General features: G+C 70.7%; 10 protein-coding genes. 6 read left to right on the top strand and 4 right to left on the bottom strand.

The features are described 5' to 3' along the window. Positions 1 to 118: 118 nt before the first annotated feature. Positions 119 to 565, bottom strand: a complete 447-nt coding sequence (locus tag ACFXHB_RS00550) for a nitroreductase/quinone reductase family protein (RefSeq protein WP_380571061.1) — start codon at positions 563 to 565, stop codon at positions 119 to 121. A gap of 210 nt (positions 566 to 775) precedes the next feature. Further along, on the bottom strand, positions 776 to 3,526 hold the full coding sequence (gene aceE, locus ACFXHB_RS00545) for a pyruvate dehydrogenase (acetyl-transferring), homodimeric type (protein ID WP_380571060.1): 2,751 nt from the start codon (positions 3,524 to 3,526) through the stop codon (positions 776 to 778). A gap of 516 nt (positions 3,527 to 4,042) precedes the next feature. On the opposite strand from aceE, the gene ACFXHB_RS00540 reads away from it, so the two are divergent. The 5 genes from ACFXHB_RS00540 (at position 4,043) to ACFXHB_RS00520 (ending at position 7,977) form a co-directional block, all read left to right on the top strand. Further along, on the top strand, positions 4,043 to 4,477 hold the full coding sequence (locus tag ACFXHB_RS00540) for a DUF3052 domain-containing protein (protein ID WP_380571059.1): 435 nt from the start codon (positions 4,043 to 4,045) through the stop codon (positions 4,475 to 4,477). 240 nt (positions 4,478 to 4,717) lie between these two features. After that, positions 4,718 to 5,176: a peroxiredoxin gene (locus ACFXHB_RS00535; RefSeq protein ID WP_380571058.1), complete on the top strand. Its 459-nt coding sequence runs from the start codon at positions 4,718 to 4,720 to the stop codon at positions 5,174 to 5,176. Positions 5,177 to 5,415: 239 nt separating this feature from the next. Next, entirely contained in the window at positions 5,416 to 5,991 is a 576-nt protein-coding gene (locus ACFXHB_RS00530; RefSeq protein WP_380571057.1) for a TerD family protein, read from the top strand. 237 nt (positions 5,992 to 6,228) lie between these two features. Continuing rightward, positions 6,229 to 6,804 (top strand): TerD family protein, encoded by a 576-nt coding sequence (locus tag ACFXHB_RS00525; RefSeq protein WP_380571056.1) that lies wholly within the window; start codon positions 6,229 to 6,231, stop codon positions 6,802 to 6,804. A gap of 69 nt (positions 6,805 to 6,873) precedes the next feature. Beyond that, positions 6,874 to 7,977: a DUF475 domain-containing protein gene (locus ACFXHB_RS00520; protein WP_380571055.1), complete on the top strand. Its 1,104-nt coding sequence runs from the start codon at positions 6,874 to 6,876 to the stop codon at positions 7,975 to 7,977. 168 nt (positions 7,978 to 8,145) lie between these two features. Here ACFXHB_RS00520 and ACFXHB_RS00515 read toward each other — a convergent pair whose 3' ends face one another. After that, complete coding sequence (locus ACFXHB_RS00515; RefSeq protein WP_380571054.1) at positions 8,146 to 9,288, bottom strand: DUF2637 domain-containing protein; 1,143 nt, start codon at positions 9,286 to 9,288, stop codon at positions 8,146 to 8,148. A 456-nt stretch (positions 9,289 to 9,744) separates the two neighbouring features. On the opposite strand from ACFXHB_RS00515, the gene ACFXHB_RS00510 reads away from it, so the two are divergent. Beyond that, a complete protein-coding gene (locus tag ACFXHB_RS00510) occupies positions 9,745 to 10,485 on the top strand; it encodes a Tellurium resistance (RefSeq protein WP_380571053.1) in 741 nt (246 codons plus the stop codon). Between the two features lie 93 nt (positions 10,486 to 10,578). Here the strand turns inward: ACFXHB_RS00510 and ACFXHB_RS00505 are convergent, their stop codons facing one another. Then, positions 10,579 to 11,724, bottom strand: a complete 1,146-nt coding sequence (locus ACFXHB_RS00505) for a TerD family protein (RefSeq protein WP_380571052.1) — start codon at positions 11,722 to 11,724, stop codon at positions 10,579 to 10,581. Positions 11,725 to 11,876: the final 152 nt, after the last annotated feature.

Here is an 11,876-nt window from a genome sequence, read left to right as displayed (position 1 = left end):
GGGCGCGCCGCGGTGGCGCCGCCGGCGCCCCCCCCCCCCCCAACACCCCCCCCCCCCCCGCCCCCCGGCCCCCCCCCCCCCCCCCCCCCCTGGAGTCCGGGGCGCCGGCACGTTCGGGTCAGCCGGTCAGGCGGCGCAGCTCCACCAGCGGGACGACGCGGCCGGCCCGGGCCCGGAAGGCCGCGAACGACGGCTGGGCGGCGATCTGGGCGGCCCACAGGGCCTCGTACCGGGCGTCGTCCGCCACCGTGACGGCCAGCGCCGGGTAGCGCTCGGCGCCGAGCTCGACGGTCACCTCGGGGCGGTCGGCCAGGTTGCGGTACCAGTCGGGGTCGGTCGGGGCGCCGCCGTTGGAGGCGAAGACCACCGGACCCCCGGCGTCGGTCAGATGGACCAGCGGCGCGGTGCGCGGCTCGCCGCTGCGCCGGCCCCAGGTGGTGAGCAGGAGCAGCGGGGTGCCCGCGAAGGAGCCGCCGACCCGGCCGGCCGAGGCCCGGAACTCGGTGATCACGCCGCGGTTGTACGCGTTGCCGCCGGCGGCGGGCTCGGGGTGGACGGCGTTCATGGGAGACCCTCCTGGGGTGGTCCGGTTCGTCTGGGAACGACCCTAGGAGCTCACACCTGTGTGAGGTTCAAGGGGATGTGACGGAGGTCACGCCCGGGTCGGGGCCGGGGACGGCGAAGGGCCGGACCCCCCGTCGGGAGGTCCGGCCCCTGGACCGGCGGACCGGCCTACCGGATCACCGGTCTACCGGGTCACCGGCTCGTCGCGTGCTCAGGCGTCGCCGCCGGCGGCACCCGGGTCGGCCGCGGCCACGTCCAGCAGCTGGTAGCGGTCGATCGCGTCCTTCAGCGCGCTGCGGTCGATCTTGCCCTGCTTGGCGAGCTCGGTGAGCACACCCAGGACGACCGACTGCGCGTCGATGTGGAAGAAGCGACGGGCCGCGCCACGGGTGTCGGCGAAGCCGAAGCCGTCGGCACCCAGCGACTGGTACTGCCCCGGCACCCAGCGCGAGATCTGGTCCGGCACCGCGCGCATCCAGTCGGAGACGGCGACGAACGGGCCCTCGGCGCCCTGCAGCTTCTGCGTCACGTACGGGACGCGCTGCTGCTCCTCCGGGTGCAGGAGGTTGAACTCCTCGGCCTCCACCGCGTCGCGGCGCAGCTCGTTCCAGGAGGTCGCGGACCAGACGTCGGCCTTGACGTTCCACTCCTCGGCGAGGACGCGCTGGGCCTCCAGGGCCCACGGCACGGCCACGCCGGAGGCGAGGATCTGGGCCGGGATCTGGCCGGCGGTCGCCGGAGCGTACCGGTGCAGACCCTTGAGGATGCCCTCGACGTCGACGTTCTCCGGCTCGGCCGGCATCTTGATCGGCTCGTTGTAGACGGTCATGTAGTAGAAGACGTCCTCGCCGTGCGGGAACTCCGCCGACGAGCCGTACATCCGCCGCAGACCGTCCTGGACGATGTGCGCGATCTCGAAGCCGTACGCGGGGTCGTACGCGACGACGCCCGGGTTGGTCGAGGCCAGCAGGTGCGAGTGACCGTCCGCGTGCTGCAGGCCCTCGCCGGTCAGCGTGGTGCGGCCGGCGGTGGCGCCGATCACGAAGCCGCGGGCCAGCTGGTCCGCCATCTGCCAGAACTGGTCACCGGTGCGCTGGAACCCGAACATCGAGTAGAAGACGTAGACCGGGATCAGCGGCTCGCCGTGCGTCGCGTACGACGAACCGGCGGCGATCAGCGAGGCGGTGCAGCCCGCCTCGGAGATGCCGTCGTGCAGCATCTGGCCCTTCGGCGACTCCTTGTAGGCCAGGAGCAGGTCGCGGTCGACCGACTCGTAGGTCTGGCCCAGCGGGTTGTAGATCTTCGCCGACGGGAAGAGCGAGTCCATGCCGAAGGTGCGGTACTCGTCGGGCGCGATCGGCACGAAGCGGTTGCCGATGCCCTTGTCCCGCATCAGGTCCTTGAGCACCCGGACGAACGCCATGGTGGTGGCGATGGTCTGGTTGCCCGAACCCTTCTTGACCGCCTTGTAGGCGTCGTCGCCCGGGAGCTCCAGCTGCCGCGGCCGCACCTTGCGGGTCGGCACGTAGCCGCCCAGCTCCTTGCGGCGGTCGTGCATGTACTGGATCTCCTCCGAGTCACGGCCCGGGTGGTAGTAGGGCGGGTAGCCCTCCTCCAACTGCTTGTCCGTGATCGGGATGTGCAGGCGGTCGCGGAAGCGCTTCAGGTCCTCGACCGTCAGCTTCTTCATCTGGTGCGTCGCGTTGCGGCCCTCGAAGTTCGGGCCGAGCGTCCAGCCCTTGACCGTCTGGGCCAGGATGACCGTCGGCTGGCCCTTGTGCTCGCGGGCCGCCTTGAACGCCGCGTAGACCTTGGCGTGGTCGTGGCCGCCGCGACCCAGGTGCTGGATCTGCTGGTCGGTCATGCTCTCGACCATCTTGCGCAGCCGCAGGTCGCCGCCGAAGAAGTTCTCCCGGATGTACGCGCCGGTCTCGGTGGCGTACGTCTGGAACTGCCCGTCGACGGTGGTGTTGAGCTTGTTCACCAGGACGCCGTCGCGGTCCTGCGCGAGCAGCGGGTCCCAGCTGCGGTCCCAGACCAGCTTGATGACGTTCCAGCCGGCGCCCCGGAACTGGGACTCCAGCTCCTGGATGATCTTGCCGTTGCCGCGGACCGGGCCGTCCAGGCGCTGCAGGTTGCAGTTGACCACGAAGGTCAGGTTGTCCAGGCCCTCGCGCGAGGCGAGCGACAGCTGGCCCAGCGACTCCGGCTCGTCCATCTCGCCGTCGCCGAGGAAGGCGTAGACGTGCGAGTCGGAGGTGTCCTTGATGCCCCGGTGCTCCAGGTAGCGGTTCATCCGGGCCTGGTAGATCGCGCCGAGCGGGCCGAGGCCCATCGAGACGGTCGGGAACTCCCAGAAGTCCGGCATGAGCCGCGGGTGCGGGTAGCTGGAGAGGCCGTACGGCGCCTTCGACTTCTCCTGGCGGAAGGCGTCGAGCTGCTGCTCGGACAGTCGGTCCAGGAGGAAGGCGCGGGCGTAGATGCCGGGGGAGGCGTGACCCTGGAAGAAGATCTGGTCGCCGGACTCGCCCTCGGCGTCCTTGCCGCGGAAGAAGTAGTTGAAGCCGACGTCGTAGAGCGACGCGGAGGAGGCGAAGGTGGCGATGTGGCCGCCCACGCCGATGCCCGGACGCTGCGCCCGGGAGACCATGACGGCCGCATTCCAGCGGGTCGCGTTGAGGACCTTGCGCTCGATCTCCTCGTTGCCGGGGAAGAACGGCTCGTCCTTGGTGGCGATGGTGTTGACGTAGTCCGTGCTGCGCATCTCGGGCACGGCGACACGCTTCTCGCGGGCGCGCTCGATCAAGCGGAGCATCAGGTAGCGGGCGCGCTCGCGCCCCCGCTCGTCGATGGCCGCGTCAAGCGACTCCAGCCATTCCGCGGTCTCCTCGGGATCGAAGTCCGGGACCTGACTCGGAAGGCCGCCAATGATGATCGGGTTGCGATCGGATCCGGAAGCCACGCTGTTCCTTCACTGTCGGTCGAAACTGAGGTGTGTCGCGCCGCCTCCATCGTGCTACCGCGCTCGGAGATCCGTCATCTCTACCGATCGGTAACCGTTCCGCCCGGTGGGCGGTACGGTCTGGCGGCGCGCGGAGCAGGCGCTCTTGCCTGCGCCCCGCACCACCGGGTGTTACGAACAGAGGTGGTCCGACCTGGTTGCCCGACCGTCCGATGGCGGGCGGTCGGGGTGAGGGCCAACAGGAGACTCTACGCCCGCGCACGCGCGGACCCGAATGCCGTTCGCATCTCGGGCACGCGTACGGCCTGTGGACCAGGGCAACCCGAAGCATCCTTGTCCCATGCAGAGAAGGGCAAATCGGTGTGATTCACGACACGTCGACCGGCGTGTCCCCCTGCGACACGTCAACCTTTGGAGGGGATCGGGGGTCGGGTACTTGCGCGAACCGCCGCGCCCGTGTGGACTACGGCCACAGCCTCGGCATGGACGCCGAGCCGAATACTGGAGGTTATTCCCGTGAGCGCGACCGCGGACCCCGCGGACAAGTCCAACCCGGCCCACCGTCTCGGTTTCGAGAAGGACCAGATCATCCAGGAGCTGGGGTACGACGAAGACAGTGACCAGGAACTCCGCGAGGGCATCGAGGAGATCACCGGGACGGATCTCGTCGACGAGGACTACGACGACGTCGCCGACGCCGTCATGCTGTGGCACCGCGACGACGACGGAGATCTCACCGACTCCCTCGTCGACGCCCTGGAATACCTGGCCGAGGGCGGCCTGATCTGGCTGCTGACGCCCAAGACCGGCCGTGACGGCCACATCGAGGCCTCCGACATCGCCGACGCGGCCCGGACCGCCGGCCTCTCGCAGACCAGCTCGATCGCCATCGCCAAGGACTGGGCCGCCACCCGTCTGGCGACCAAGGCCGCCAAGGCGGGCAAGCGCTGAGCGCCCCTCGCGCCTGAGCCGCGATCCCCGAGCCGGGCCCCGTTGGAGCTTCCTCCAGCGGGGCCCGGCCGTTTGGCGCGTCGGGCTGGACGCCTCGCCGGGGGGTGCGTTCGCCGAGGGCGAAAGTCGCCGCTCCGGCCCCGGTCGCCTCACCCGTTCGGCCGAATCGGTGCCGGTGAATGCGAGGATGGCGCTCGCCGCGCCCGCCGCGCGGCCCTGTCGCGTCAGAAAGGTCCCACCATGGCCATCGAGGTCGGCACCCAGGCTCCGGACTTCGAGCTGAAGAACCAGCACGGCGAGCTGGTCAAGCTCTCCGACTTCCGGGGCGAGAAGAACGTCGTCCTGGTCTTCTACCCGTTCTCCTTCACCGGCGTCTGCACCGGCGAGGTCTGCGCGATCCAGAAGGAGCTGCCGCGCCTCCAGAACGACGACGTGCAGGTCCTCGGCGTCTCCAACGACTCGCCGTTCACCCAGCGCGTCTTCGCCGAGCAGGAGGGCCTGGACTACCCGCTGCTCTCCGACTTCTGGCCGCACGGCGAGGTCTCCCGCGCCTACGGCGTCTTCAACGAGGAGAAGGGCTGCGCGGTGCGCGGCACCTTCGTGATCGACAAGGCCGGCGTGGTCCGCTGGAGCGTCGTCAACGACCTGCCGGACGCGCGGGACGAGCAGGAGTACCTGAAGGTCCTCGGCGCGCTCTGACGCCCCCCCGCGGGCCCCCTCGCGGGGGCGCCGCACGGGCTCGGCGGGCTGGGATCCGACCGCGGGGAGGCTGCCCGCGCAGATTCGAACAGCCACGCCGGGCCCGTTCCCCGCCCAGGACGGGAACCCGGCACTACGATCGGTCCGTTGGCTGGTCAGAGGCTCGGCGCGATCACCGCCGACACCTCGGACCGCACCACGGGGGCACCAGGGAGTGCCTCCCGAATCTTGGAGGACCAGTGGGTGTCAGCCTGAGCAAGGGCGGCAATGTCTCGCTCACCAAGGAAGCCCCCGGCCTGACCGCCGTGGTCATCGGCCTTGGCTGGGACGTCCGTACCACCACCGGCACGGACTTCGACCTGGACGCCAGCGCTCTGCTCTGCGACGACCAGGGCAAGGTCGACAAGGACGGCAACTTCGTCTTCTTCAACAACCTGACCAGCCCCGACGGCTCGGTCGAGCACACCGGTGACAACCTGACCGGTGCGGGCGAGGGCGACGACGAGGCCATCAAGGTCAACCTGGCGACCGTCCCGGCCGATGTGCAGAAGATCGTCTTCCCGGTGTCGATCTACGACGCCGAGAACCGGACCCAGAACTTCGGCCAGGTCCGCAACGCGTTCATCCGCGTGGTGAACCAGGCGGACAACAAGGAGCTGGCGCGGTACGACCTCTCCGAGGACGCCTCGACCGAGACCGCGATGGTCTTCGGCGAGCTGTACCGCAACGGCGCCGAGTGGAAGTTCCGCGCCATCGGCCAGGGGTACGCCTCCGGCCTGCGCGGCATCGCCCAGGACTTCGGCGTCAACGTCTGAGCCGGTCGGCGGGCCCTCCGGGCCTGACGGGGCACCACCGGGCCGGGGGGGGGGGGGGGGGGGCGCGGGCACGCGGGCGCCCGCCGCACGACGTCCGCGGCCGCCCCGGCTTCGTGCTGTCCCGGTGCACTGGAAGGATAGGAGTTCAGGAAGTTCAGCCGGCCGAAGGAGGCCGGGCGGGGCCACGGGGGAATAGACCTGAGATGCGCCCCGGGAGGAAAGGGAGGAAGGACAGCCATGAGTGTCACGCTCGCCAAGGGTGGAAACGTCTCGCTCACCAAGGCCGCGCCGAATCTGACGCAGGTGCAGATCGGCCTCGGCTGGGACGCCCGCTCGACCACCGGTGCGCCGTTCGACCTCGACGCGAGCGCGCTGCTGTGCTCCGGCGGCCGGGTGCTCGGTGACGAGTACTTCGTCTTCTACAACAACCTCAAGAGCCCCGAGGGCTCGGTCGAGCACACCGGCGACAACCTCACCGGTGACGGCGAGGGCGACGACGAGGTCGTGCTGGTCAACCTGGACCTCGTCCCGCCGCAGGTGGACAAGGTGGCCTTCCCGGTGTCGATCTACGACGCCGAGTCGCGCCTGCAGAACTTCGGTCAGGTGCGCAACGCCTACATCCGGGTGGTCAACTCCCTGGACGGGCAGGAGATCGCCCGCTACGACCTGACCGAGGACGCCTCCAGCGAGACTGCGATGATCTTCGGCGAGCTGTACCGCTACGCGGGCGAGTGGAAGTTCCGCGCGGTGGGCCAGGGGTACGCCTCGGGGCTGCGCGGCATTGCCCTCGATTTTGGCGTAAACGTACAGTAAAGGCCCGAAACCCGTCGTCGACCCGGTCGACGTCCTCGGCGCCATGAACTCGAAAGGTAACCAAGTCCCGTGTTCCTCCGCACCTTCGGCTGGTCATTCGCGATCACCGTCATCGGGCTGATCGCAGCCGGCCTGCTCTGGGGAGCTGAAGGATTCGGCATCGTGCTGATCCTCTCCATCCTGGAGATCTCCCTGTCGTTCGACAACGCGGTGGTCAACGCCACGGTGTTGAAGCGGATGAACCCGTACTGGCAGAAGATCTTCCTCACCGTCGGCGTGCTGATCGCCGTCTTCGGCATGCGGCTGATCTTCCCGTTGCTGGTCGTCGGCCTCACCGCGCACCTCAACCCGTCGACGGTCATCGACCTCGCGCTCCACTCCGACAAGACGTACGAGGGCCTCACCTACGCCCAGTACCTGGAGGCCGCGAACCCGGCCATCGCGGCCTTCGGCGGCGTCTTCCTGCTGATGATCTTCCTCGACTTCATCTTCGAGGAGAAGGACTACAACTGGCTGGCCTGGATCGAGCGCCCGCTGGAGAAGGTCGGCAAGCTGGAGGCCTTCTCCACCGTCGTCGCCCTGGTCACGCTGCTGCTGGCGTCCAACTTCTTCGCCGGGGAGCACGCCGAGACGGTGCTGCTCGCCGGTGTGCTCGGCCTGGTCACCTACCTCGCCGTGAACGGGCTCTCCTCGATCTTCGAGGCGGGCCTGGAGGAGGGCGAGGAAGAGGAGGAGAAGGCCGCGAAGTCCGGGAAGTCCATCGTCCAGGTGGGCGGCAAGGCCGCGTTCTTCCTCTTCATGTACCTGGAGGTGCTGGACGCGTCGTTCTCCTTCGACGGCGTGGTCGGCGCGTTCGCCATTTCCAGCGACATCTTCCAGATCACCCTGGGCCTGGGCATCGGCGCGATGTACATCCGCTCGCTGACCGTCTTCCTGGTCCGTCAGGGCACCCTGGACGACTACGTCTACCTGGAGCACGGCGCGCACTACGCGATCGGCGCGCTCTCGGTGATCCTGCTGGTCGGCATCGAGTACCACATCCCGGAGATCGTCACCGGCCTGATCGGCGTCGCCTTCATCGGTCTCGCCCTCGGTTCGTCGGTCCTGCGCAACCGCCGGGTGGCCGCCGAGGGTGGCGGCGGAGACCACGAACTGGTGGGCGCCGACAAGTAGCGCCCGGGCCCGGGGCCCGTCGCCCCGGGCCGACACCACCACGCACAACGGCCGCCCCCTTCCTGCGAGGGGGCGGCCGTCGTGCGTGGTGGTGCGGGTCGTTCGGGTGCTGCGGGTGGGGTACCTCGTGGGCCGTGGTGGGCCGTGGTGGGCCGTCCCCGCGGGGGGTCAGCCGAGCTGCTGCTCGATGGCGCGCAGCTTGCGCTCCAGCGAGTCCAGCTTCGGCATCGACAGGGTGTCGTCGTCGGCCGTCAGGTCGATCGTCGAGCTGCGGTAGGAGGACGACGAGGAGCCGCTGCCGAGGTAGGACGAGTCGCCGAGGGAGCCGGTCGAGGAGGAGCCGACGGCGGCACGCGGCCGGCGGCCGGCCTCCAGGGCGCTGGGCGAGGCGGGCTCCAGCACGGAGCGGCCGGTCTGGGAGGTGGTGGCGTCGGCGTCAGCGGCTAGGGCAGGCTCCGTAGCGTTCGGGCCGTCTCCGGCAGCGGTGAGCGCGGGCACCTGACGGCCGCCGCGGGCCCGGGAGAGCACGCCGCCCTGACGGGAGATGGCCTTGAGCTCGGCACGCTCGCGACGGTCGGCGCTGCGGGCGCGCAGCTTGGCCGCCTCCTTCGCCTGGCGCTCCTCGCGCACCTCCTCGACCGCCTCGTCCAGGCTGCGCACGTTCTCCAGCAGCATCAGCGACCAGGCGGCGTAGGTCTCGCGGGGGGCGCGCAGCCAGCGCACGATGCGGATCTGCGGCAGCGGGCGCGGGACGAGGCCCTGCTCGCGCAGCGCGGCCTTGCGGGTCTGCTTCAGTGCCCGGTCGAACAGGATCGCGGCCGAGATGGACATGCCGGAGAAGAACTCCGGGGCACCGTCGTGCGCCATGCCGCGCGGGGCGTGCACCCAGTTGAACCAGGCCGAGGCGATCGCGAACACCCAGACCAGCAGACGCGAACCGAGCGCCGCGTCACCGTGGCTGGCCTCGCGTACGGCGAGCACCGAGCAGAACATCGCGGCGCCGTCCAGGCCGAACGGGACGAGGTACTCCCAGCCGTTGGACAGGCCGAGGTTCTCCTTGCCGAAGCCCACCAGGCCGTGGAACGACAGCGCGGCCGCGACGCCGGCGCAGCAGAACAGCAGGACGTAGGAGGAGATCCCGTAGATCATCTCCTTGCGCCGGCGGCGCTCCTCGGTGCGCTCCCAGGAGTCGCCCGACTCCTCGGTCTTGGTCGTGTTCTTGAAGCGCAGCGTCGCCACCAGGATGGCGGTGAACAGCAGGGCTGCGCCGCCGATGACGGTCCAGACCAGCTGTATGGAGGTCAGGTTCATTGCGGGTCGGGCCTCGGGTTTCCGCAGGGGACAGGTCACAGTGCGACACAGGCGATCAGATCCCGTCTTCGGGACCGGGCCTGACGGTGCGTCCTTGCCGCCGGGCGCGCCCGCCGCGCCCGGGCAGGGGCGGTCGGGACACCTGTGCGGCTAGACGATATCGCGTCCGAAGGGGCGGCATGTTACGGGAGGGGACCTTCACCCCGCCAGCCGACCCGCCGTCGGCCGTGGGCCGGGGCCGGCGGAGCCCCTGGCCCGGCCGCGCCCGGTGCCCGGGGGCGTTCCGCGCGCCGGCGCGGCCCCGTACGCGCCGCGGCGGTGTTTCGCGCCCGCCGGGGCGGTGTCCGGTTCACGTGGCTGGGTAGAGAGTTCGGGTATCCGCCGGGCGGGCTGATGCCGGATCATTGAGCGGCGGGACCGTCGGACCGACCGACCGGCCCCTGGGGGAGGACTGGGATGGCCTCGATTTGGGAGTACCTGCGCGGGGAGCGGAACACCCTGGACCCGGGCGGGCAGCACAAGATCACACTCACCAAGTCGACGCCGCAGCACGCCATCACCGGGGCCGCGGCCACCACCGGCTACCTCTACGTCAACCTGCACTGGACCACCCGGATAGGAGCGCCGCGCGCCTCCGGCCGGGACGCGCTCAAGCGCTGGTTCAGCCCGCGCATCCTCAGTCCGATGGAGCCGGACGCCCAGCAGAGCGCCCAGCTCAACGTCGACCTCGACCTGGCCTGCATGTACGAACTCTCCGACGGCAGGCGGGGCGTGGTGCAGCCGCTCGGCGGCTACTTCGGCGACCTCCGGCACGCGCCCTACGTGAAGCTCAGCGGCGACGACCAGTACGGGGCGCCGTCCGGCGAGACGATGTACGTGAACCTGGAGAAGAAGGACCAGTTCAAGCGCCTGCTCATCTTCGTCTACATCTACGACGGCACACCGGCGTTCGAGCAGGCCAACGCGGTGGTGACGATCGTGCCGCAGACCGGTCCGCGGATCGAGATCAAGCTGGAGGAGCGCGCCCCGGCGGCCCGCTCCTGCGCGGTGGTGCTGATCGAGAACGCCGGCGACAACCAGCTGACGGTGCGCCGGGAGGTGCGCTACGTCAACGGTTTCCAGGCGGACATCGACCGGCTGTACGGCTTCGGGATGCAGTGGCAGCGCGGGTACAAGAGCGCTTCGGGGCCGGAGTAGCCGCGCGGCCGGCTCGGCTGAGCCGGTGGTGGTGCCGGTGCCCGCGGTCGTGCGGGCAGTCGTGCGGGCGGCCCTGTTCGCGGGCGGTGGCTGTCAGCGGGGCTGGAACTGCGGGCCCTGCGGCGGCAGCGCGAACTCCTCGGTGGCCGGCGGCTGGGGGGCCGGCGGCGCGGGCTGCTGCTGGGGCTGTGGGGCGGTGTTCGGCGGGGGGTAGCCGTAGCCACCCTGCTGCGGGGCCTGCTGGGGTGCGGGCGGCTGCGGGTACCCGTAGCCGGCGGCCGGCTGGTGCGGCGGGTAGGTCTGCTGCGGGGCCTGGTGGGCCGGCTGGGGGTACCCGTACCCGGGGCGCGGGGCCTGCGGGGGGTAGCCGTAGCCGCCCTGCTGCCGCGGGGCGGGCTGCTGCGGGTAGCCGTACCCCGGCCGCTGGGCGGGGGGTGCCGGCGGGATGGTCGGCGCGGTCGTCGGCATCGCCGGCGGGGCCGGTGGCGGCGGCGGAGTGTGGGCGGGCACGACCGGTGCCGACGTGGGCGGCTGCGGGGCGGCGGTGAGCGGCACGGCGGGGGCCAGGGTGTACGTGCCCGGCTCGGCCCGCGGGGTCGGGCGGGGGTCCGGCAGGGCGGCACGCGGGTCCGTCGCCGGAGCGTGCGGGTCGGGCCGGTCGGCCGGTCCGGCGTCCTGGGACTCGCCCGCGCCGTCCTCGACGGTGATCCCGAAGTCGGTGGCCAGGCCGATCAGCCCGGAGGCGTAGCCCTGGCCGACGGCCCGGAACTTCCACGACCCGGCCCGGCGGTAGAGCTCGCCCGCGACCAGCGCGGTGACGTCGTCGCTCTCGGGCATCGCGAACTCGGCGAGCGCCGCGGCGCCCTCCCCGGCGCCGGCGTCGAACAGCAGCAGACGCAGACCGGTCACCGTACGGAACGAGCCGCCCTCGGAGGAGCCGGCCAGGACCACCCGGTCCACCTCGGGCGGTAGCTTGGTGAGCTCCGCCTCCACGGTGTCGGCGATCTCGGTGCCGGCGGAGGTCTGTTGCTTGGGCAGGTGGCGCACCAGGCCCGAGGGGTGTCTGGGCTGGTTGTAGAAGACGAAGTCGGCATCGGAACGAACCCTGCCGTCGGCGCCGAGCAGCAGCGCCGACGCGTCCACGTCCGGCGCACCGGGCGTGGCGCTCCAGCGCAGCACGGCGCGGACCGCCGCCACCGGCAGTGCGATGTTGGCGCCCTTGGCCATCACGTGCGTCATAGCCGACCATCCTGCCTGTTCGCCACCCCTTCGGACAACGTGACCGAAGGTGGTGAAACCGTGGGACTTTGCCAATGCTTGCGCTTTGTGAAGCGGAGGGTAATCTTCCGAGAATTCGATGTTTCGGAACCGCATTCGACCGGAAGCCATCC

Source organism: Kitasatospora sp. NPDC059327 (assembly GCF_042752535.1).
In the GTDB taxonomy this organism is placed as follows: Bacteria; Actinomycetota; Actinomycetes; order Streptomycetales; family Streptomycetaceae; genus Kitasatospora.
The sequence above is the reverse complement of the archived record's forward strand: the minus strand, read 5'-3'. Positions and strand labels throughout refer to the sequence as shown.

Excerpts from the sequence above, each read along its gene's own strand:
- ACFXHB_RS00525 (WP_380571056.1), top strand. The coding sequence starts at position 6,229 with ATGAGTGTCACGCTCGCCAAGGGTGGAAACGTCTCGCTCACCAAGGCC.
- ACFXHB_RS00515 (WP_380571054.1), bottom strand. The coding sequence starts at position 9,288 with ATGAACCTGACCTCCATACAGCTGGTCTGGACCGTCATCGGCGGCGCA.
- ACFXHB_RS00510 (WP_380571053.1), top strand. The coding sequence starts at position 9,745 with ATGGCCTCGATTTGGGAGTACCTGCGCGGGGAGCGGAACACCCTGGAC.
- ACFXHB_RS00550 (WP_380571061.1), bottom strand. The coding sequence starts at position 565 with ATGAACGCCGTCCACCCCGAGCCCGCCGCCGGCGGCAACGCGTACAAC.
- ACFXHB_RS00535 (WP_380571058.1), top strand. The coding sequence starts at position 4,718 with ATGGCCATCGAGGTCGGCACCCAGGCTCCGGACTTCGAGCTGAAGAAC.
- ACFXHB_RS00505 (WP_380571052.1), bottom strand. The coding sequence starts at position 11,724 with ATGACGCACGTGATGGCCAAGGGCGCCAACATCGCACTGCCGGTGGCG.